General features: G+C 72.2%; 17 protein-coding genes. 12 read left to right on the top strand and 5 right to left on the bottom strand.

The window, feature by feature from the left end; translation table 11 throughout:
* Positions 1-21: 21 nt before the first annotated feature.
* From B9S57_RS16005 to B9S57_RS16020, 4 genes are all read right to left on the bottom strand, one after another.
* Positions 22-945 carry a LysR substrate-binding domain-containing protein gene (locus tag B9S57_RS16005; RefSeq protein WP_103516251.1) on the bottom strand — a complete coding sequence of 308 codons (924 nt, stop codon included), beginning with the start codon at positions 943-945 and terminating at the stop codon, positions 22-24.
* 81 nt (positions 946-1,026) lie between these two features.
* Positions 1,027-1,239: a hypothetical protein gene (locus B9S57_RS16010; RefSeq protein ID WP_103516252.1), complete on the bottom strand. Its 213-nt coding sequence runs from the start codon at positions 1,237-1,239 to the stop codon at positions 1,027-1,029.
* Positions 1,240-1,277: 38 nt separating this feature from the next.
* Positions 1,278-3,425 (bottom strand): 4-alpha-glucanotransferase, encoded by a 2,148-nt coding sequence (gene malQ / locus B9S57_RS16015; RefSeq protein WP_103516253.1) that lies wholly within the window; start codon positions 3,423-3,425, stop codon positions 1,278-1,280.
* Positions 3,426-3,758 carry a hypothetical protein gene (locus B9S57_RS16020; protein ID WP_103516254.1) on the bottom strand — a complete coding sequence of 111 codons (333 nt, stop codon included), beginning with the start codon at positions 3,756-3,758 and terminating at the stop codon, positions 3,426-3,428.
* A 307-nt stretch (positions 3,759-4,065) separates the two neighbouring features.
* Here B9S57_RS16020 and B9S57_RS16025 point away from each other — a divergent pair, with 307 nt between their 5' ends.
* Positions 4,066-7,068: a beta-N-acetylglucosaminidase domain-containing protein gene (locus B9S57_RS16025; RefSeq protein WP_103516255.1), complete on the top strand. Its 3,003-nt coding sequence runs from the start codon at positions 4,066-4,068 to the stop codon at positions 7,066-7,068.
* A 29-nt stretch (positions 7,069-7,097) separates the two neighbouring features.
* On the opposite strand, the gene B9S57_RS16030 is transcribed toward B9S57_RS16025, so the two are convergent.
* Positions 7,098-7,634, bottom strand: a complete 537-nt coding sequence (locus B9S57_RS16030) for an HNH endonuclease (RefSeq protein ID WP_103516256.1) — start codon at positions 7,632-7,634, stop codon at positions 7,098-7,100.
* Positions 7,635-7,950: 316 nt separating this feature from the next.
* Between B9S57_RS16030 and B9S57_RS16035 the strand changes: the two genes are divergently transcribed.
* From B9S57_RS16035 to B9S57_RS16085, 11 genes are all read left to right on the top strand, one after another.
* On the top strand, positions 7,951-9,012 hold the full coding sequence (locus B9S57_RS16035; RefSeq protein ID WP_103516257.1) for a mechanosensitive ion channel family protein: 1,062 nt from the start codon (positions 7,951-7,953) through the stop codon (positions 9,010-9,012).
* Between the two features lie 178 nt (positions 9,013-9,190).
* Positions 9,191-10,351, top strand: a complete 1,161-nt coding sequence (locus B9S57_RS16040) for an ROK family transcriptional regulator (protein ID WP_103516258.1) — start codon at positions 9,191-9,193, stop codon at positions 10,349-10,351.
* A 110-nt stretch (positions 10,352-10,461) separates the two neighbouring features.
* A complete protein-coding gene (locus B9S57_RS16045) occupies positions 10,462-11,802 on the top strand; it encodes an ABC transporter substrate-binding protein (RefSeq protein WP_258036406.1) in 1,341 nt (446 codons plus the stop codon).
* Between the two features lie 11 nt (positions 11,803-11,813).
* The gene (locus tag B9S57_RS16050; RefSeq protein ID WP_258036407.1) at positions 11,814-12,812 is read left to right on the top strand and encodes a carbohydrate ABC transporter permease; all 999 of its coding nucleotides are present in this window, start codon (positions 11,814-11,816) and stop codon (positions 12,810-12,812) included.
* 1 nt (position 12,813) lies between these two features.
* Positions 12,814-13,716, top strand: coding sequence for a carbohydrate ABC transporter permease (locus B9S57_RS16055; RefSeq protein WP_103516259.1), 903 nt, complete (start codon positions 12,814-12,816; stop codon positions 13,714-13,716).
* Positions 13,717-14,982: a 6-phospho-beta-glucosidase gene (locus B9S57_RS16060; protein WP_103516260.1), complete on the top strand. Its 1,266-nt coding sequence runs from the start codon at positions 13,717-13,719 to the stop codon at positions 14,980-14,982. It abuts the gene before it with no gap.
* A complete protein-coding gene (locus B9S57_RS16065) occupies positions 14,973-15,947 on the top strand; it encodes an N-acetylglucosamine kinase (RefSeq protein WP_103516261.1) in 975 nt (324 codons plus the stop codon). The genes B9S57_RS16060 and B9S57_RS16065 overlap by 10 nt, the downstream gene beginning before the upstream one ends.
* Positions 15,948-16,178: 231 nt before the next feature.
* Entirely contained in the window at positions 16,179-17,561 is a 1,383-nt protein-coding gene (locus B9S57_RS16070) for a hypothetical protein (RefSeq protein WP_103516262.1), read from the top strand.
* An 11-nt stretch (positions 17,562-17,572) separates the two neighbouring features.
* Entirely contained in the window at positions 17,573-18,607 is a 1,035-nt protein-coding gene (locus tag B9S57_RS16075; RefSeq protein WP_103516263.1) for a glutamate ABC transporter substrate-binding protein, read from the top strand.
* Positions 18,608-18,652: 45 nt separating this feature from the next.
* Positions 18,653-19,990 carry a hypothetical protein gene (locus B9S57_RS16080; protein WP_103516264.1) on the top strand — a complete coding sequence of 446 codons (1,338 nt, stop codon included), beginning with the start codon at positions 18,653-18,655 and terminating at the stop codon, positions 19,988-19,990.
* Positions 19,987-21,497, top strand: a 1,511-nt coding sequence (locus tag B9S57_RS16085) for a serine/threonine protein kinase (protein WP_181011363.1), incomplete at its 3' end; no start/stop codon positions are given. The genes B9S57_RS16080 and B9S57_RS16085, both read left to right, overlap by 4 nt.

Here is a 21,497-nt window from a genome sequence, read left to right on the forward strand (position 1 = left end):
GAAAATATTCGTACGGTTCCTTCAGTTTTCCTGAACGGTCGATCGGGCCACCCGCTGGAGCGCCGTCAGCACCCGCGCCACCGCCGGTCCACGCTCCGCCCCCTGCCGCACCGCCGCCACCACATGGCGGCGCGGGCGGTCCGCCTCCAGGACCCTCATGGCCACGCCTCCGCCGGACCGGTCGGCCGCGGACGCCATCCGGGGCACGAGCGCGACGCCCATCCCGGCTTCCACCATGGCCAGGATCGCGGTCCAGCCGGAGGCGCTGTGGGCCTGTTCGGGGACGAACCCCGCCGCCTCGCAGGCGGCCCTCGTGATCTCCGACCAGGGGCCGGAGCCGCCGAAGATCCAGGGTTCGGCGGCGAGATCGGCCAGCCGCAGACCCGGAGCGCGGGCGAGCCGGTGGTCCAGGGGCAGCGCGACGTCCAGCGGATCGGCCAGGAGCGGCAGCAGGGTGAACCGGGGGTCACGGGCCGTCGGCGCGTGCGCCGCGAGGGAGAGGGCGAGGTCCACGTCCCCCGCGGACAGCAGCGCGTACGCCTCGGCCGCCTCGGCTTCCCGTACGCACACCTCGGGGCCCGGGTGCGTCCCGTCCCGCAGGAGCCGTACGGCGGGCACGACGAGGGCGGGCACGGCCGTCGAGAAGGCACCGACCCGCACCTGGCCCGCCTCGCCCCTCAGATAGCCGGTCAGCTCGGCGTCGGCGCGCTCCAGCTGGGCGAAGACCGCCTCGGCGTGGCGCAGCACGAGGTGCGCGGCGTCGGTGAGCCGGACGCGTCGGCCCTGCGCCTCCAGGAGCGGCACACCGAGCTGCCGTGCGAGGTTGGTGAGCTGCTGCGAGACCGCCGACGGGGTCATGAGCAGCGCTTCGGCCGTGGCGGTGACCGTGCCCAGATCACGCAGGGTGCGCAGGATGCGGAGCTTCTTGACGTCCCACTCGGTCATGGCCGAAACCTACCGGGTGACGGACATGCCGGCGCGCCGCGCGGTAGGTCGTACCGGCGGCGCACTCGGGAGAACAGCTCTCTAGGCCTGCTTCTTGGACTTGTCGAGGACCACGACGAGCCCCGCGATCACCAGGAAGAGGACGATCGGTGCCGCGACGAAGAGGCCGAGGGTCTCCATCACGTTCAGCCCCGGACCCGGGTCGTCACCGTCGTCGCGGGTGAGCGCGAGCGCCGGGGACGACATGAGCAGCATCATCAGCGTCGTACCGGCCGCGACGGCGCCGGCGCGCATAGCGTTCTTCTTGTCCACGGTGCAAACGTAGCGAACGCCTACGACGGGCGCGCGCCCGGGGGTGCCGTACGGGACTTCCGGCCGTCCGGCATGACGGCCATCAGCCTGCGCAGCCGGGGTGAGGCGGTGATCTCCTCCAGCGTGACGGGGTGGCCCTCCGCATCGGCGATGGGCAGGCGCCAGTTGGGGTACTGGTCCCAGGTCCCGGGGAGGTTCTGCGGACGGCGGTCACCCACGGTGTCCGGGAGCCAGACCCCGGCCATCCGTGCCGGGGTGCGCAGCAGGAAGCGGTGGACCGCGCGTACGGCCGCCTCCTCGTCGCCGTCGCCCTCGGGCAGCAGCCGGAGCCGGGCCAGGCAGGCCAGCCACTCGGATGTGTCGGCGGCGTCCTCCGCGAGCTCCTGCTCGAGCCCCCGCGTGAGCAGCCCGAGCCGGTGGCGGAGCGTCACGTGCTCACCCGTCAGCCGGGCGGCGGTTGACGGCAGGTCGTGGGTGGTGGCGGTGGCCACACAGTCCTCGCGCCACTGCTCGGGGGCGAGCGGGCGTCCGGTGCCGCTCCAGTCGCGCTCGAACCAGAGCACGGAGGTGCCGAGCACCCCGCGCCGGGCGAGCGCCTCGCGCACTCCGGGCTCGACGGTCCCGAGGTCCTCCCCCATGACGACGGCACCGGCCCGGTGCGCCTCCAGGACGAGCACGGCGAGCATCGCCTCGGCGTCCTGACTGACGTACGTGCCGTCGGTGGGCGGGCGCCCCTCGGGGACCCACCAGAGCCGGAAGAGGCCCATGACGTGGTCGATACGCAGCGCTCCGGCGTGGGCGAGGAGGCCGCGCAGGAGCTGCCGGTAGGGGGCGTAGGCGGAGGCGGCGAGGGCGTCGGGGCGCCAGGGCGGCAGGCCCCAGTCCTGGCCGTGGGCGTTGAACGCGTCGGGCGGTGCGCCGACGGACATGCCGTGCGCGTAGGCGTCCTGCTGGGCCCAGGTGTCCGCGCCGTCGGGATGGACGCCGACCGCGAGGTCGTGGACGATGCCGACGGCCATGCCGGAGTCACGGGCGGCGGCCTGTGCGGTCGCGAGCTGGGTGTCGGTGAGCCAGGCGAGCCGGCAGTGGAAGTCGACCCGGTCCAGCAGCTCGCCGCGGGCCCGGGTGCTCTGCGGGGAGCGGGGGTCGCGCAGCCCCTCGGGCCAGGCGCGCCACTGGGGGCCGTGCACCTCGGCCAGGGCGCACCACAGGGCGTGGTCCTCCAGGGCCTGTCCCTGCGCGGCGAGGAAGTCGCAGTAGGCGGCGCGGCGGCCGGGGGTCAGGGGGACCTGGTGGATGAGCTCCAGGGCCTGCTTCTTGAGCTCCCAGACGGCGTCCCGGTCGATCAGCGCGCCCTTGTTCAGGACGGCTTCACGCAGCGCCGCGGCTTCCTGGCGCAGGTCGTCGAGGGCCGCCCTGCCGGGCTCGGGGACGTGGCCGCACTCGGGGATCGACTCGATGTGCAGGTGCACGGGGTCGGGGAAGCGTCGCGAGGAGGGGCGGTACGGGGAGGGGTCGGTGGGCGCCCCGGGCACGGCGGCGTGGAGCGGGTTGATCTGGACGAACCCGCTCCCCAGGGTCCTGCCCGCCCAGGCCGCGAGATCGGCCAGGTCCGCGAGGTCGCCCATGCCCCAGGAGCGGCAGGAGAGCAGCGAGTAGAGCTGGACGAGGAAACCGTGCGTGCGGCCGGGCGGCCGGGGTACCCGGTCCGGAGCGACGACGAGCGTGGCGGTCGCGGAGTGGCGGTCCGGCGTACGGACGGTCAGCCGGTGGACGCCCAGGGGCGGTTCGCCCCACCAGGAGGGTGTGACCGGCGTGTCCGCCGTCGGGGCCGGGGCGGGGAGCACGCGCATGCGCAGGGCCCCGGTCGTGGCGATGGTGCCCGGTTCGGGGTCGACCGTGAGGACCGTGCCCGGCGGGAGCGCGGCGAGCGCGGCCGGCAGCGGCTCTCCCGACCAGGCCACCACCGTCGGCGGGAGCAGTCGGGAGGCCGCTGCCGATTCAGCTGCGGCGAGTGATCTCCGCACCTCCGCGGGGGTGGCGGCGTCGACGCCCAGCGCGGCGAGCACGGCCGAGACCGTGTCGTCGGGGACGGACACCGCGACATCCGCGGACGGGGAGAAGGAGGTGGCGACGCCGTGCAGTGCGGCGAGCCGGGACAAGCCCATTCAGACTCCTGGGGACTCCATGCCCCCTGCGGTGCCGGGTGCTGTCGGCTCGCTGGTCAGAGGGGCGACGGCGGCGAGCGGAGGCTCGCTCGTGAGAGGTGTGGCGTCGGCGAGCGGGGGCTCGCTGGTGAGCGGGGGCTCGCTGGTGAGCGGAGCGCTGTCGGCGAACGCGGGTTCACCGGTCAGGGGAGAGACGTCGACGAGCGGCAGCTCGCTGATCATCGGAGGGGCGGTGAAGGTCGGGGACGATTTGGCTGCCAGCGGATCGGGTCCCATGGGGCTCGGTACCTGTTTGGAGAGGGCGGAGAGCAGAAGCTGCGCGGAAGCGGGCACGTGGGCCTCCTGGCCGTGGACAACAGAACACAGCAGGCCTACCCAGCAAGCGCGCGAGCAGACGTGGACGTGACATAGGCGTTATGACAACGAGCCCAACGTGCCGTGGGTCACATCCCGTTCCCTCGCGCGCCGACTATGGGCTGTATTCAGCCACTCGGTGACCCTTCCCCGGGCGCCGACGCGCCACGCCAGCCAATACATCGGGCATTTAAACCCAAAGCGGCCATGCGCATTGACACCCCCGCGCCCGGGTGGTGGGCTCGGACGTCACTGCCGGGGCGAGGTCTGGACGAAGGAGTACGACGTGCGGCTCGGGCGCAGGAGGCACGCGACAGCCGTCGCCGTAGCCGTGATCGGCGGGCTGCTCAGCCCCTTCGCGCCGGCCGCCGCAGCGACCCCGGCCCCGCCCGACGGTGCCGCGGCGACCCGCACGGACCGCACCGGCGACGAGCGGACGCCCGCCGTCTGGCCGCGGCCGCAGTCCCTGAAGGCCTCCGGACAGTCCGTCCCGCTGGGGTCCGAGGTCACCCTCCTCACCGACGCACAGGCAGATCCGTACGCCGTGGACGCGCTCAGGGAGCTCCTGGGCGACGCCGGCGTCCGGACGGTGCACGACACGCTGCCCGGCAAGGGCCCGGTGATCCGGCTCGGCGGCACGGACGCGGGAAGGGCGCTGCGGGCCCTGCGTGCACCCGAGCGCTCCGACCTGCCGTCCGGCGGCTACCGCCTCGCCGTGGGCAACGTCGAGGACCGGCCCACCGTGGCCGTGGACGGCGTCGGCGAGGACGGCCTGTTCCACGGTGTCCAGACCCTGCGCCAGCTCGTCCGGGACGGCGCCGTCGCCGGGGCCGTGGTCCGCGACTGGCCGGGGACCGCCGTGCGCGGCACCGCCGAGGGGTTCTACGGGCAGCCGTGGAGCCAGGAGGAACGGCTCGCCCAGCTCGAGTTCATGGGACGCACCAAGCAGAACCGCTTCCTCTACGCGGCCGGCGACGACCCCTACCGGCAGACCCGCTGGCGCGAGCCGTACCCCGCCGGGGAGCGCGCCGACTTCCGCGCGCTGGCGGCGAGGGCGCGGGCCGAGCACGTGACGCTCGGCTGGGCCGTCTCCCCCGGGCAGGCGATGTGCATGGCCTCGGACACGGACGTACGGGCGCTGAACCGGAAGATCGACGCGATGTGGGCGCTGGGAGTGCGGGCCTTCCAGCTCCAGTTCCAGAACGTCAGTTACAGCGAGTGGCACTGCGACCAGGACGCCGAGACGTTCGGCAGCGGCCCCGAGGCGGCGGCCAGGGCGCAGGCCCGGGTCGCGAGCGCGGTCGCCCGGCACCTCGCGGACCGCTACCCGGACGCGGAGCCGCTGTCGGTGATGCCGACCGAGTACTACCAGGACGGCGCCACCGCCTACCGCACGGCGCTCGCCGCGGAGCTGGACCACCGGGTGCAGGTCGCCTGGACCGGGGTCGGGGTCGTGCCGAAGACCATCACGGGCCGGGAGCTGGCAGGCGCGCGGGCCGTGTTCCGGCGGCCCCTGGTCACCCTGGACAACTACCCGGTCAACGACTACGCGCAGGACCGGATCTTCCTCGGCCCGTACACGGGCCGTGATCCGGCGGTGGCCGGCGGGTCCGCGGCGCTGCTGGCCAACGCCATGGAGCAGCCCTCCGCGTCGCGCATCCCCTTGTTCACGGCCGCGGACTTCGCCTGGAATCCGAAGCAGTACCGGCCGCAGGAGTCCTGGCAGGCCGCCCTGGACGACCTCGCGGACGGGGACGCCTCCGCCCGGGCGGCCCTGGGCGCACTGGCGGGCAACAGCGCCGCCTCGGTGCTCGGCGGCGACGAGTCCGCGTACCTCCGGCCGCTGCTGACCGCGTTCCGGGCCTCGCGTCCGGCCTCGGACGCGGCGGGACGCGACAGGGCCGCACGTGAGCTGCGGACCGCCTTCGGGGTGATGCGGCAGGCGCCCGAGAAGCTGGGGACCCTCGCGAGCGGCCGCCTCCGGGACGAGGTACGGCCGTGGACCGAGCAGCTGGCCAGGTACGGCCGGGCGGGTGAGCTCGCCGTCGATCTGCGGCAGGCCCAGGAACGCGGCGACGGAGCGGCCGCCTGGCGGGCCCAGCTGGCCCTCGAACCCCTGCGCAAGGAGATCGCGGCGAGCACCGCCACGGTCGGCGAGGGCATCCTGGACCCGTTCCTGGACCAGGCCCAGAAGGAGGCCGACGCCTGGAACGGCACCGACCGTGACGCGGGAACGGTGAGCAGGGACGCGCACGGCTACACCGTCCGGCTCGACCGGGCCCGCCCGCTGGAGGCCGTCACCGCACTGACCCGTCCGGGTGACGGTGCGGCGGGCGCCGTCCTGGAGGCCCATGTGCCGGGCGAGGGGTGGCGCGGACTCGGCCCCCTGTCGGCGGCGGGCTGGACGCAGACGGCGGCGAACGGTCTGCGTGCGGACGCGCTCCGGGTCACCGTCCCTTCCGCCCGCCCGGTCCTCGTCGGCCCTCCGGCCCCGGGCGTCACGGGGACCGCTCCCCCGTCCTCGGACGCCCCCGAGGTGCGGGCGCTGGTCCCGTGGTTCGGTGACGAGCCCGCCGCCCGGCTCGCGCTCGTCCGCGACAGGACGGACGCCGTGATCGGAGGCGGAACCCAGCGGGTCGAGGCGCGGCTGGCCGGCGGGCGCCCCGGCGAGGTGAAGGGCGAGCTGAAGGCGAAGGCGCCGAAGGGCATCGAGGTGAAGGTGCCGAAGCAGACGACCGTGACGCGCGGCTCGCGCACCGACGTCCCCGTGGACATCACCGTGCCGGCCGACACCCCGGCCGGCGAGTACGAGGTGCCGCTGAGCTTCGAGGGCCAGGAGAGCACCCTGACCGTGCGGGCCTACCCGCGCACGGCGGGCCCCGATCTGGTGCGTACGGCCGAGGCGTCCTCGTCCGGCGACGAGACCGCGGACTTCCCGGCGGCGGCGGCCTCGGACGGTGATCCCGAGACCCGCTGGTCCTCACCCGTCGAGGACAACGCCTGGTGGCAGGCCGAGCTGCCCGCGCCGGTGCGGCTGGGCCAGGTCGTCCTGCGCTGGCAGGACGCCTACGCCTCCCGCTACCGCGTGCAGGTCTCCCCGGACGGCCGTACCTGGCGTACGGCGGCGACCGTCCGGGAGGGCGGAGGCGGGCGCGAGTCGGTCCGGATGGACGCGAAGGAGACCCGCTTCATAAGGATCCAGGGCGACGGCCGTGCCACGCAGTACGGCTACTCGCTGTGGTCGGTCGAGGCCTACGCCGTCGCCGGTGAGGACCCGGACGCCCCCTGAGGGCCCGGGAACACCGAAGGCCCGGCACCTCAGGCGGAGACGCCGTCGATCCGGGCCATCACGTCGTCCGCGCCGAACGGCTGGAGGTAGGGCAGCCAGCGCGGGTCCCGGTGACCGGTCCCGATGATCCGCCAGGCCAGCCCGCTGGGCGGCGCCGGCTGGTGGAGCAGCCGCCAGCCCAGCTCCGGCAGATGGCGGTCCGCCTTGACGTGGTTGCAGCGGCGGCAGGCCGCCACCACGTTGTCCCAGGCGTGCTGCCCGCCGCGGCTGCGCGGGATGACGTGGTCGACGCTGGTCGCGGCGGCGCCGCAGTACACGCAGCGGCCGCCGTCCCTCGCGAAGAGCGCCCGGCGGGTGAGGGGGACGGGCCCCCGGTAGGGCACCCGCACGAACCGCTTGAGGCGGACGACGCTGGGCGCGGGCACGGCACGGGTGGCACTGTGCATGAAGGCGCCGGACTCCTCGAGGCAGATGGCCTTGTTCTCGAGGACGAGGACGAGCGCGCGGCGTAGAGGTACGACGCCGAGCGGCTCGTACGAAGCGTTGAGAACCAGGACGTGCGGCACGTGGATGCCTCCTTGTACGCCGGCGACGCGTGGCTCGCGCCGGGACGATCCGATCCAAGTCTCTCCTCATGCCTGGTCCGAGCGCCACCACGTGCGGGTAACGGGCCCGAAGGATTTTTCTCACCCCCCGCCGCGGACCCGGCCCGGACGCGCCGCGACCGGGGCTCCAGCAGGGCGTCCGGGCCCCGGGCGTGAGCCGCCGCACCCCGCGCGCCCCCGGGTGAGACCTGGATCTCCCTCCTGGAAGGCAACGAACCACTCCCCCGGCTTCGTTACTGTGGTTGGTCTGCTGTCGCCCCACGTGGAGGTCCCCGCCGTGTCCCTGTCCGCCCTCCTTGCCGCGGCTCCGTCACCCGGGGCCGGCGGCTCACTGGACGAAGCCGCAGAGCGGGCCGGGAACGCCGCAGGCTGGGTCGAGGAGAACTGGTCCACCTGGCTGAACACCAGCCTCCGCATCGTCCTCATCGCCGCCATCGCGATCGTGCTGCGCTATCTGATCCGGCGCGCCCTCACCAACCTCATCGACCGGATGAACCGCAGCGCCCAGGCGGTGGAGGGCACGGCCCTCGGCGGTCTGCTGGTCAACGCGGAACGCCGCCGCCAGCGCTCCGAGGCCATCGGGTCCGTACTCCGCTCGGTCACCTCGTTCCTGATCCTCGGCACGGCCGCCCTGATGATCCTGGGCGCCTTCCAGATCAATCTGGCCCCTCTGCTGGCCTCCGCGGGGGTCGCCGGTGTGGCGCTGGGCTTCGGCGCGCGCAACCTCGTCACCGACTTCCTCTCCGGCGTCTTCATGATCCTCGAGGACCAGTACGGCGTCGGGGACACGATCGACGCGGGTGTCGCCTCCGGCGAGGTCATCGAGGTCGGACTGCGGGTCACCAAGCTGCGCGGCGAGAACGGCGCGATCTGGTACGTCCGCAACGGCGAGGTGAAGCGGATCGGCAACCTCAGCCAGGGCTGGTCCACGGCGGGTGTCGACGTCACGGTCCGCCCGCTGGAGGACCTGGAGCTGGTCCGCAAGGCGATCGCCGAGGCGGGCGAGACCATGACCAAGGAAGAGCCCTGGTCGGAACAGCTGTGGGGCCCGGTGGAGATCCTCGGGCTGGACGCGGTGCTGCTGGACTCGATGACCGTGCGGGTCACTGCGAAGACGATGCCGGGCAAGTCCCTGGGCGTGGAACGGGAGCTGCGGTGGCGGATCAAGCGGTCGCTGGACGCGGCCGGCATCAGCATGGTCGGTGTGGTCCCGCTGCAGGACGGGGACGCCGCGGCCGACCCGTCGGCCGCCGTGGCGGCCCCCTCGGCGTACGCGTCGGCGGTGTCACCGCAGTCGCTGGCCGCCTCCCCGATACCGCCGGCGACTCTGACGAAGTAGGACCTGCGCCGGAAGGGGCGCCCCGCGCGATCGCGGGGCGCCCCTTCCGGCGTCCAACCCGGTGCCGGGTAAAGCTTCGGTAGCCGCATGCCCGCGCCCCATTGACGACCGGGTGACGTGGGTCCTACCGTCCTCAACGAATAGGAAAGTTTCCTAACAGAGGGCAGGTGCGTCGCTCATGGCCGGAACCACACCGGGTACCCCCCGCGTTCTAAGGGCCATGAACGACCGGGCGGCCCTCGACCTCCTGGTCACGCAGGGCCCCCTCACCCGCACCCGCATCAGCGAACTGACCGGGCTGTCCAAACCCACCGCCTCACAGCTGCTGGCGCGGCTGGAGGACGCGGGCCTGGTCCGTTCGACGGGGAACCAGGGCGGGCGCCCCGGGCCCAAGGCGGTGCTCTACGAGATCGCCCCGGCCGCCGCCCACGTCGCGGCGCTCTCCGTCGGACCGACCGGCATCGACGCCGTGGTCGCCGACATCACCGGAACGGTCGTCGGCTCCTGCCGGGTGGAGGCCGAAGCAGTCGCGGAGGACGTCCGGCACCGCACCGCCCAGCTCGTTGCCGAAGCCGTGGACGGCGCCCTGCGGGGGACCGGTCTCCACCACGACGACCTCGCGAGCGTGGTGGTCGGCACGCCGGGCGCGATAGACCCGCACACCGGCCAGCTGCGCTACGCCCCCCATCTGCCCGGCTGGCACTCCCGCACCCTGCTCGCCGACCTCGCCGAAGTGGTCGGCAGGCCTGTCGTCATCGAGAACGACGTGAACCTCGCCGCCCTCGCCGAGCAGCACGAGGGCGCCGCGCAGGACCACGACCACTTCGTGCTCGCCTGGCTGGACGAGGGCGTGGGCGCGGCGATCGTCCTGGGCGGTGCTCTGCTGCGCGGCGCCACCGGAGGCGCGGGGGAGATCGGCTACATGCCCCTCCCCGGCGCCCCGCTCGCCCGCGGCGGCGAGAGCGCCTGGGCGGGCGCTGACGCCGGGGGCGGTCTCCAGAGCCAGGTCTCCTGCCCCGCCGTGCGCGCCCTGGCCGGAGGCAGGCCACTGACCGAAGCGCTCGCCGACGAGGCCGTGTGCGCCGAGGTCGCCCGCAGGCTGGCCACCGGGCTCGCCGCCGTGGTCGCCGTGATCGACCCCGAACTGGTCGTCCTCTCCGGCCGCGTGGCCGAGACGGGCGGGGAGAACCTCCGCGAACGGGTCGAGGCCGAGATGACCGGCCTGGCACTGCCCAGGCCGGTGCTCCGCATCAGCGACGTCGACGGGGATCCGATCCTGACCGGCGCACTGCGGACGGCTCTCGCCCAGGCGCGCGACAGCGTCTTCGACACCGTCTGACCCACCCGTCGCCCTCGTGGTGACACCGCAGGCCGGTGGCCCCCACGGCACCTCCATGCCCGTTTCACCCGCTCCCTCCCTCTCCCTCTCCCCCGTCAAGGAAGTCCGACATGACGCGATGGCACATGCGTGCCCGTGTGCCCGTGGCGCTCGGCGCGGCAGCACTGCTGCTGGCCGGCTGCGCGAATCCGAGCACCGGAAGCAACACCGACGACCCCACGAGGCCGGTCACGCTGAAGTTCTGGCACGGCTGGTCGGCGCCGGGCGAGGTCAAGGCGATCAACGAGAACATCGCCCGCTTCGAGAAGCTCCACCCCAACATCCACGTGGTCGCCACCGGCAACGTGAGCGACGAGACGATCAACCAGGCGCTGCGGGCCGGCGGCGGGGACGCACCCGACGTCGTCACGTCCTTCACCACCAACAACGTCGGCCAGTACTGCTCCTCCGGGATGTGGGCGGATCTCGACCCCTTCCTGGAGAAGAGTGGGATCGACAAGACGAAGGTCTTCCCGAAGACCCTTCTGGACTACACCCGGTACGAGGGTGTCCAGTGCGCGGCCCCCCTGCTCGCCGACGCCTTCGGCATGTACTACAACAAGGACGCCTTCGAGGAGGCCGGGATCAGCCGGCCCCCGCACACCATGTCCGAGATGAAGGCCGACGCGGTCAAGCTGACGCGGAAGAAGAAGGACGGCTCGCTCGAGCGTGCGGGCTTCATGCCGAACTTCCAGCTCTACCAGAACTCCCCCGACCGGATGTTCGCCCAGTGGGGGCCGAAGTACTTCGACGACGAGGGCAAGGCACAGCTCGCGGACGAACCCAGGACCGAGGACTTCTTCACCACCATGCGCGACCTCGCCGACGCGCAGGGCGGGTACCACGCCATGGAGCGCCTCCGCGCCGGCTTCGGTGACGAGATGTCGTCGCAGAACGGCTTCCTCACCGGCAAGCTCGCCATGCACCTGGACGGTGAGTGGCGTGGGCTGATGCTGGATGACGCCAAGGCGGAGTTCGGCTGGGGCGTCGCCCCGCTCCCGGTCCCCGACGACCAGGCCGACACCTACGGGCGCGGCTACCTCACCGGCACCGTCGCGGGCATCGCGCACAGCAGCATGCATCAGAACGCGGCGTGGGAGCTGGTGAGGTACCTGACGACCGACACCGACGCGGTCGTTCACTTCGCCAACGCCATCCACAACGTGCCGTCCACGTTCGATGCGCTGAAGTCCCCGGACCTGAACGCCGATCCTGCGTTCCGCGCCTTCATCAGCATCGCGCAGAATCCGTACAGCCAAGCGGTTCCGCCGTCGAACAACGGCGGCCAGTACATCAACTCGTTCGGTGACTTCTCGTACTCCGTCGAAGCGGGCAGGGCCAAGAACCTGCACCAGGCCCTGAAGGACCTCGACGAGCAGATCGACGCCGACAACCTCCAGTCGGAAAACTGAGGAGCCGAGCCATGGCACTTTCCCTCCCCACCTCGGCGAAATCCGCCGGCCGGGGGACCGAACCGGCCCCCCGCGACACCGCCCTGAGGCGTAAGCGCAACCACCAGCGGCTGCGCACCCTGGGTTTCCTCTCGCCCTGGCTGGTCGGCTTCTCGGTCTTCTTCGGATATCCGCTGATCGCGACCGTCTACTTCTCGTTCATGCACTACAACCAGATCAAGGCCCCCACCTTCGTGGGGCTGCGGAACTGGAGGTACGTGCTGGAACAGATGCCGCTGTTCGGCCCGGCTCTGTGGAACACGCTGTGGCTGGTCGTCGTGATGGTCGCGCTGCGTGTGGTGTTCGGCCTCGGCGTCGGCCTGCTGATCACCAAGATCAAGACGGGTGTGGGCCTGTTCCGCACGGCCTTCTACATCCCGTACCTGGCACCGCCCGTCGCGGCCACCGTCGCCTTCGTCTTCCTCCTCAACCCGTCCACCGGACCGGTCAACGAGATGCTCTCGTGGATCGGCCTGCACGGCCCGAGCTGGTTCAACGACCCGAACTGGTCGAAGCCCTCGCTGGTCCTGCTCTCCCTGTGGGGCATCGGCGACCTGATGGTCATCTTCATGGCCTCGCTGCTCGACGTGCCGAAGGAGCAGTACGAGGCCGCCGATCTGGACGGTGCGGGCGCCCTGGCGAAGTTCCGCTACGTCACCTGGCCGGCCATCATCCCGATCGTGCTGTTCGCCGTCGTGACCGGCGTCGTGCAGACGATGCAGTACTACACGCAGGCCCTCGTCGCGGGGAAGCTCGCCTCGGGCGTCTCGATCGGTCCCGGCACGGTGATCCAGCCCGGGTATCCGGACCACTCCACCCTGACGGTTCCGCAGCTCGTCTACTCACTGGGCTTCCAGAACTTCAACACCGGTGCCGCGTGCGTCCTCTCCCTCGTGCTCTTCGCCATCGCCATGGCCGTCACCCTTCTGCTGATGCGCAAGAGCGTCGGCCTCGTTCCGGCGGAGGACTGAGATGACCAGCACTACCCTGACCAGGCCGGAAGCCACCGCGACGAGCCGCCCGAGCGGCGCCGACGCGGCCGGACACCGCCGCAAGCGCGTGCTGAACTGGATCGCCGTCCACTCCGTGGCCGTGGCGCTCGCCCTCTTCTTCGTCCTGCCGTTCGTCTTCGTCCTCCTCACCTCGGTGATGAGCGACGGGCAGGCGATGAGCGGCGATCTGTGGCCGGACTCCTGGCACTGGTCGAACTACTCGGCCGTCTTCCACACCCCGGGGTTCCTCGACTGGTGGCGCAATTCGCTGATGTACGCCGTGCTGGGAACGGTGTTCACGGTGTGCTCGTCGGTACCGGTCGCCTACGCGCTGGCCAAGTTCCGCTTCCGCGGCCGGCGCACCGCGATGCTCCTCGTCATCTCCACGATGATGCTGCCGCCCCAGGTCATCATCATCCCGATGTACCTGGTCTGGTCCCAGCAGTTCCACCTCTCGGGCTCGCTGTGGCCGCTGATCATCCCCATGGCCTTCGGCGACGCGTACTCGATCTTCCTGCTGCGGCAGTTCCTGCTCACCATCCCGCAGGAGTACATCGAGTCCGCGAAGGTCGACGGGTGCGGTGAGTTCCGCACCCTGCTCAGGATCGTGGTGCCGATGGCCAAACCGGGTATCGCCGCGGTCGCCCTCTTCCAGTTCTTCTACTGCTGGAACGACTACTTCGGCCCGCAGATCTACGCCGCGCAGAATCCCGGCGCCTGGACACTGAGTTACGGCCTGGAGTCCTTCAAGAGCGCCCACGCGGTCAACTGGAACCTCACGATGGCCGCGACCCTGCTGGTCATGGCGCCGGTCATCATCGTGTTCTTCTTCGCACAAAAGGCCTTCGTCGAAGGCGTCACACTGACTGGAGTGAAGGGCTAGATGAAGCTCGCAGTAGTGGGTGGCGGGTCCACCTACACACCTGAACTGATCGACGGATTCGCACGGTTGCGGGACACCCTGCCCGTGGAGGAGCTGGTCCTCGTCGACCCGGCGGCCGACCGGCTGGAGCTCGTCGGCGGCCTGGCGAGGCGGATCTTCGCCAAGCAGGGCCACCCCGGACGGATCACCACCACCGACGACGTGGACGCGGGGGTGGACGGCGCCGACGCGGTGCTGCTCCAGCTGCGCGTCGGCGGCCAGGCCGCCCGCAACCAGGACGAGACCTGGCCGCTGGAGTGCGGCTGCGTCGGCCAGGAGACCACCGGGGCCGGGGGCCTCGCCAAGGCCCTGCGCACGGTGCCGGTCGTCCTGGACATCGCCGAGCGGGTCCGCCGTACCAATCCGGACGCCTGGATCATCGACTTCACCAACCCGGTCGGCATCGTGACCCGGGCCCTGCTGCAGGCCGGGCACAAGGCCGTCGGACTCTGCAACGTCGCGATCGGCTTCCAGCGGAAGTTCGCCCGGCTCCTGGACGTGGCTCCGGGCGAGATCCACCTGGACCACGTCGGGCTCAACCACCTCTCGTGGGAGCTCGGGGTACGGCTCGGCGGCCCGGACGGCGAGAACGTCCTGCCGAGGCTGCTCGCGGAGCACGGCGACGCGATCGCCGGCGACCTGCGCATGCCCCGGCAGATCGTCGACCGCCTCGGCGTCGTCCCGTCGTACTACCTGCGGTACTTCTACGCGCACGACGAGGTCGTCCGGGAGCTCGGCACCAAGCCGTCCCGGGCGGCGGAGGTCGCCGCGATGGAGAAGGAACTCCTCGCGATGTACGGCGATCCCGCGCTGGAGGAGAAGCCGGAGCTGCTCGCCAGGCGCGGCGGGGCCTTCTACTCGGAGGCCGCCGTGGACCTGGCCGCCTCGCTGCTCGGCGGGGGCGGCCCGCCGGTGCAGGTGGTGAACACGTACAACAACGGCACGCTGCCCTTCCTGCCGGACGACGCGGTGATCGAGACCCAGGCCCGGGTGGACGGCACGGGCGCCACCCCGCTCGCGGTCCCGGCCCTCGATCCGCTGTACGCCGGGCTCATCGCCAACGTGACGGCGTACGAGGACCTGGCGCTGGAGGCAGCGCTGCGCGGCGGCCGGGACCGGGTGTTCAAGGCGCTGCTCTCGCACCCGCTCGTCGGGCAGTTCGAGTACGCCGAGGCGCTCACCGACCGGCTGATCGCGCACAACCGGGAGCACCTGGCGTGGGCGTGAACGCTTCGGTCCTCGCCGTCGACGCGGGGAACAGCAAGACCGATGTGGCACTGGTCGGCGAGGACGGCACGGTCCTGTCCACGGCGCGCGGCGGGGGCTTCCAGCCTCCCGTCGTGGGTGTGGAGGCGGCGGTGGACGTCCTGGCCTCGGTGATCGGACAGGCCCTGGCCGAGGCCGGGGAGCGCGCCGGGGGTGTGGAACACGTCTCGGCCTGCCTGGCCAACGCCGACCTCCCGGTGGAGGAGGCCGAGCTGGCCGAGGCCCTGCTCGGCCGGGGCTGGGGCCGCACGGTGGAGGTGCGCAACGACACCTTCGCGATCCTGCGGGCGGCCGTCGACGAGCCCCGCGGGGTGGCCGTCGTCTGCGGTGCCGGGATCAACTGCGTGGGCATGGTGCCGGACGGCCGTACGGCCCGCTTCCCGGCGATCGGCCGCATATCGGGTGACTGGGGCGGCGGTTCGGGCCTCGCCGAGGAGGCCCTGTGGTTCGCCGCACGGGCCGAGGACGGACGCGGGGAGCCGACGGAGCTGGTGCGTACGCTGCCGGGCCACTTCGGCCTCGGTTCGATGTACGAGCTGATCGAGGCGCTGCACCGGGGACACATCCCCGACGGCCGCCGGCACGAGCTGACGCCGGTGCTGTTCGCGACCGGCGCGGCCGGGGACGCCGTGGCGAGCGCCCTGGTGGACCGGCTGGCGGCCGAGGTCGTCTCCATGGCCTCGGTGGCCCTGGACCGGCTCGGTCTGCTGGCCGAGGAGGTGCCGGTGGTCCTGGGCGGCAGCGTCCTGGCGGCACGGCACGCCCGGCTGGACGACGGCATCGCCCGGCTCCTGTCGGAGCGTGCCCCGAAGGCGTTGGTCCGGGTCGTCACGGAGCCTCCCGTCCTGGGCGCGGCGCTGCTCGGCCTGGACCGCGTGGAGGCGCCGGACGGGGCGCACCGCAGGCTGCGGGCGCACTACGCCTGACGCACCGGTCCCGAAGGCGGGGGCGTCACCCGGTCCGCGGCCGGGAGACGCCCCTTCCGTACGGGAACCGATCAGTTGTCCCGATCGTGTTCATCATGGGGAGATCGATCCGGTGCAGGATCCAGGTATTCCTGGTGAATGCCGCTCCCTGCGGCCATACTTCTGGCCGGGCACAACTTCCCCGATCGGCCGGGGGGTGCAGCCGACGTCAGTGACCGAGGGGGAGGTCGAGTGACATACCCGCCGAGCGGCACCGCGCTGCGGGAGTCCGGGCCGGACCAGCCGGTCGCGCCCGTACCCGCGCAGCGCCGTGACATCCGGGCCGAGACCGTCGCGCAGCTGCGTGCCGCCACCACGACCGAGCCGGGCCGGCTGCAGATCATCGGCGCCGTACTGGCCCTGCTGGTGCTGGTGTTCGGGGTGATCACCTTCGTCGAGATCTCCGGGCGGGCCTCGTCCGCCGACGCCGTGGTGACACGCAGTCAGCCGCTGAGCGCGGACGCCGCGAGCATCTACCGCTCGCTCGCCGACGCGGACACGATGGCCGCGAGCGGTTTCCTCGAGGGCGCACAGGAGCCCAAGGACGTGCACGAGCGGTACGAGGCGGACATCAAGGAGGCCTCCCGGCTGCTGGTGAAGGCCGCGGGAAGCACCGACGCCTCGACCTCCTCGCACGAGGAGATCACCAGGCTCGGGGAGCTGCTCCCCGAGTACACGGGCCTGATCGAGCGCGCCAGGGCCAACAACCGGCAGGGGCTGCCGCTCGGCGGCGCCTACCTCCGGTACGCCAACCAGAAGATGACCAACGAACTCCTCCCGGCCGCCGAGCGGTTGTACACGGCGGAGACGGCCCGGCTCGGGACGGACTCGGCCGACGCCCGGCGGTGGCCGTTCCTCTCGCTGGCCGCCGGACTCGTGGCGCTCGCCGCGCTGGTGTGGATGCAGCGGCGCAACTACCGCAGGACGCACCGCGTCTTCAACCGCGGACTGCTGGCGGCGACGGCGGCGGCCACGGTGGTGCTGCTGTGGCTGGCCGTGGGCCACACGGTGGCCAGGGCGGAGCTGCACGGTGCCATGGTGAACGGCCAGGAGTCGCTCGACGTCCTCAACAAGGCCCGGATCAACTCCCTGAAGGCACGCGCGAACGAGAACCTCACGCTCGTCGCCCGGGGTGCCGTCCTCACCCCGGACGGCACGCGGGACAGGTACGAGTACGACTACAGCACGGGCATGAAGGCGCTCGGCTCACAGCTCGAGACCGCGGAGAAGCTCGCCGGCGACGACACGGGGAGCGAACCGGTGAAGGACGCCATCAGCAGCGTCTCCGAGTGGCAGGACCGTCACAGGAAGGCCCGGGCGACGGACGACGAGGGCGAGTACGACGCCGCGCTGAAGCAGATCATCGGGCCGAAGGGCACCACGGGGCAGTCCTTCGAACAGGTCGACGACGCGCTGGAGCAGGCTCTCGCCCATGAACAGGGCGAGTTCGACGCCGCGGCGAAGAGCGGCCGCGGGGCACTGGGCGGACTGCCCTCCGGTGCCGCCGTCCTGGCCCTGTTGGGCGCGGTCGCCGCGATCGTCGGGGTCAACCGCAGGCTCGCGGAGTACCGGTGAGGGGACGAGCGATGACCAGGGCGAGGAGCCGGGCCGCACGGAGCAGGCTGCGTGGCTGGGGCGGGGTGACGGCCATGGCGGTGGCCTGCGCGGTCACGGCCTCACTCACCCTGCTGCCGCTGGCCCACGGCGACGGGACGTTCGGCGGCCGGAGCGCGGGTCACGGGGCCGCCTCGGCGGTCCCGGCCGCGGCCGGGGCGTGCGAGGACCCGGAGGCGAGCGTGCCGGCGTCGGACGAGGGCGGTCCGAGCATCGACAGGATCCGGGCACGCGGGAAGCTGATAGCCGGTGTCGACCAGAACAGCTTCCAGTGGGGATACCGGAATCCGGAGAGCCGCACGCTCGAAGGCTTCGACATCGATCTGGTGCACGCCATCGCGGAGGACATCCTCGGCGACCGGGACGCGGTGATCTTCCGTGCCATACCCACCAACCAGCGCATCTCCGCACTGGAGAACGACAAGGTCGACGTCGTCGTCCGCACGATGACGATCAACTGCAAGCGCGTCGGCCAGGTCGCCTTCTCCACGGCGTACTTCCAGGCCGGCCAGCAGGTGCTGGCTCCCAAGGACTCCGCGATCGACGGCTACGACAAGTCGCTGAAGGGCAAGCGGGTCTGCACCGCGGAGGGCTCCACGGCGTACGACGCGCTCAAGGAGAAGTCCTTCGGAGCGGTGTTCGAGGACGAGCACGAGGACACCGAGCAGGACGAGGACCAGCTGACCGTGCCCAACCAGCTGGACTGTCTGGTGCGGCTGCAGCTCGGCGAGGTCGACGCCGTCGTCACGGACAACGCGCTGGCGGCCGGCCAGGCGGCCCAGGACCCGGCGGTGGAGCTGAAGGGCGACGAGCCGTTCACCACCGAGTACTACGGCGTGGCCGCCAAGCTCGGTGCCGATGACCTGGTGGCGCGCGTCAACCGTGTACTGAACGGCTACCGCCAGGGTGGTGAGGACAGCCCCTGGATGACGTCCTACCGCACCTGGCTGGCCGAGGGGCTGCCCGGGATCAAGGGTCCCCCGGCACCCAGGTACCGGAGCAACTGAACCTGTCCGGGCCCCGGCCCGGCGACTGATACGGAGAGGTGATCGATGGGCGTGGCGGGATCCTTCCCCGGCTTCGCGGGGAGGCCCCCCGGCCCGGTCATGGACCGGGACGAGGCGGACCGTGCGCTGGCCCGGCTCGGTGCTGAGCACGAGGCCATCGAGACCTCGCTCCTCGCCCTGCAGGACCACGCCGGACGCCGGCTCCTGGAGGGCGCCGACCTGTCCGGTGTCACCAAGGAACGCTGGGCCGCGACCGATCAGGCGATCACCCTGCTCTGGGAGTACTTCGACGCCTACGCGGGGGCGCTCGCCAAGGCGCGTGAGATCCGCGCGGGGCGCCGCCACCCCGGCAAGGACGACCTGGTGGCCCTGACCGACGTGCTGCGCGGTGACAGCGTGACCGTCGCGAACCCGGGAGCGGTCAGCCCGGGACCGTCGACCGGTGGCCCGGCCCGGCTCTCCGAGCGGTTCACGCTGGAGGAGCTGGTCGCCCGGATGAACGACCTGTACGCCCGGTCGCTGGACATGGTCGTCGCCGCCGACTCCGTGTGGTCGGCGCTGCCCGCCCGGATAGACCTGCTCGCCGCGGAGCTGCGCCGCACCCGCTCCCTGGCGCACTCCGTCGGGGTGCGGCCCGGGGAGCATCCGGCCGGGGACGACCTGGAGTCGATCACCCAGGAGCTGACCACGCTGCGGGTGCAGGTGATCTCCGATCCGCTGGCGTTCTGGCTGCCGGGCCCCGGCAGCGCGGCGCCGGGCGGGGGACGTCCCGACACCGCGCGCTACGACCGGGCGGCCCGGGCCCTGGAGGACGTACGCCGGGAGATCGAGGCGGTCCTCACGGTCCGGCAGGACGCCGAGCAGCGCCTGGTCCGGCTGCGTGACGTCCTGTCCCGCGCGGACCGCACCCTCTCGGAGGCCCGCTCCGCACGCGGCGAGGTGCTGGCGAAGATCGCCGCGTCGGAGGTGCCGGCCGTCAGCGGCCCGCCGACGGCGCTCCAGGAGCGGCTGGCCGTCGCCTCCGAGTACCGCAGGCACGCACAGTGGAACAGGCTGTCGCCCCTGCTGGACTCGCTGGAGCGGGAGGCCGAGGACGAACTGCTGCGCGCCCGGGAGTCGCTGACGTCGGTCACGGCGCCGCTCGCGGTCCGTGCGGAGCTGCGGGGCAGGCTGGACGCGTACAAGGCGAAGGTGGCCCGGCACGGCCTGGCCGAGGACCCGCTGCTGATCGAGCGGTACGACGCCGCCCGGCGGATGCTGTGGAGCGCGCCGTGCGACCTGCGCGTCGCCGAACAGGCGGTGCTGCGCTACCAGCGGGCCACCGCGGATCTGCTGACACCGCGCCGTCCGGGCGGGCCCGAGGGACAGGGGGAGACATCATGAGTACGCAGTGCCAGCGCCCCGCGTGCGAGGGCTGCTACGAGGACATGGGCGGCGGCGAGCTGTACTGCGACACCTGCGGCCTCGCGCCGGTCGTGTCGCCCACGGGCATGGTGAGTTCGCCGCCCACGGGCATCGCCGGCGGTGGCAGGGCGGCAGGCGGCAGGGGCAGCAGCAGCACCTCGCAGCGGACGGGCTCGCAGGCGTCCGCGCGTTCCTCGTCCCGCTCGTCGACCTCGCGGCGTTCGGTCTCCGGACGGCTCTCGCGTTCCCTGTCCGGGGGCTCCACGTCCCGTTCGGTGTCGGTGCGCTCGTCGGGTTCCGCCACGAGCTCCGCCTCCGGGCGCGGGAGGCTGGGAGCGGGCCTGGTGCTCGTCCCCGACGTGCCGCGGCCCGATCCTCAGACCGCGGTGATGGAGAAGCCCGAGGTCCCCGAGCGGAAGCGGTTCTGCTCGCGCTCCGACTGCGGCGCGCCCGTGGGCCGGGCCCGCGGGGACCGTCCGGGCCGTACCGAGGGGTTCTGCACCAAGTGCGGTCACCCGTACTCCTTCGTGCCCAAGCTGCGCGGCGGTGACATCGTGCACGGGCAGTACGAGGTCGCGGGCTGCCTGGCCCACGGCGGGCTCGGCTGGGTCTATCTCGCCGTGGACCGCGCGGTCTCCGACCGCTGGGTGGTCCTCAAGGGCCTGCTGGACACCGGGGACCAGGACGCCATGGCGGCGGCCATCTCGGAGCGGCGCTTCCTCGCGGAGATCGAGCACTCCAACATCGTCCGCATCTACAACTTCGTGGAGCATCTCGACCAGCGCACGGGCTCGCTCGACGGCTACATCGTGATGGAGTACGTCGGCGGCAAGGCGCTCAAGGAGATCGCCAACGAGCGCCGGACCCCGGCCGGGAAGCGGGACCCGCTGCCGGTCGAGCAGGCCTGCGCGTACGGGATCGAGGCGCTGGAGGCGCTCGGCCACCTGCACAGCCGCAACCTGCTGTACTGCGACTTCAAGGTCGACAACGCGATCCAGACCGAGGACCAGCTCAAGCTCATCGACATGGGCGCGGTGCGCAGGATGGACGACGACGAGTCGGCCATCTACGGGACCGTCGGCTACCAGGCACCCGAGGTGGCCGAGGTGGGCCCGTCCGTCGCCTCCGACCTCTACACCGTCGCGCGGACGCTCGCGGTGCTGACCTTCGACTTCCAGGGGTACACGAACATCTTCGTGGACTCGCTGCCCGATCCGGACAACATCGAGGTGTTCCGGAGGTACGAGTCGTTCTACCGGCTGCTCGTGCGGGCCACGGACCCGGACCCGGCGCGCCGGTTCTCCTCGGCCGCGGAGATGGCGGAGCAGCTGACGGGGGTGCTGCGGGAGGTGGTCGCCCTGCAGACGGGGCGCCCGCGCCCGTCGCTCTCCACCCTCTTCGGCACGGAACTGCGCGTGACGGACGTGGAGTTGTTCGCGGAGCTCTCCGACGAGGTCTCCCGGCTCGGCGGCCGGACGGATCCGTC

The sequence above is a fragment of the Streptomyces sp. SM10 genome, assembly GCF_002910915.1.
GTDB lineage: Bacteria > Actinomycetota > Actinomycetes > Streptomycetales > Streptomycetaceae > Streptomyces.

What these genes read in the sequence shown, in the direction of transcription:
- B9S57_RS16005 (WP_103516251.1), bottom strand. Translation starts at nt 945, where the DNA reads ATGACCGAGTGGGACGTCAAGAAGCTCCGCATCCTGCGCACCCTGCGT.
- B9S57_RS16010 (WP_103516252.1), bottom strand. Translation starts at nt 1,239, where the DNA reads ATGCGCGCCGGCGCCGTCGCGGCCGGTACGACGCTGATGATGCTGCTC.
- malQ (WP_103516253.1), bottom strand. Translation starts at nt 3,425, where the DNA reads ATGGGCTTGTCCCGGCTCGCCGCACTGCACGGCGTCGCCACCTCCTTC.
- B9S57_RS16040 (WP_103516258.1), top strand. Translation starts at nt 9,191, where the DNA reads ATGGCCGGAACCACACCGGGTACCCCCCGCGTTCTAAGGGCCATGAAC.
- B9S57_RS16045 (WP_258036406.1), top strand. Translation starts at nt 10,462, where the DNA reads ATGACGCGATGGCACATGCGTGCCCGTGTGCCCGTGGCGCTCGGCGCG.
- B9S57_RS16050 (WP_258036407.1), top strand. Translation starts at nt 11,814, where the DNA reads ATGGCACTTTCCCTCCCCACCTCGGCGAAATCCGCCGGCCGGGGGACC.
- B9S57_RS16055 (WP_103516259.1), top strand. Translation starts at nt 12,814, where the DNA reads ATGACCAGCACTACCCTGACCAGGCCGGAAGCCACCGCGACGAGCCGC.
- B9S57_RS16060 (WP_103516260.1), top strand. Translation starts at nt 13,717, where the DNA reads ATGAAGCTCGCAGTAGTGGGTGGCGGGTCCACCTACACACCTGAACTG.
- B9S57_RS16075 (WP_103516263.1), top strand. Translation starts at nt 17,573, where the DNA reads ATGACCAGGGCGAGGAGCCGGGCCGCACGGAGCAGGCTGCGTGGCTGG.
- B9S57_RS16080 (WP_103516264.1), top strand. Translation starts at nt 18,653, where the DNA reads ATGGGCGTGGCGGGATCCTTCCCCGGCTTCGCGGGGAGGCCCCCCGGC.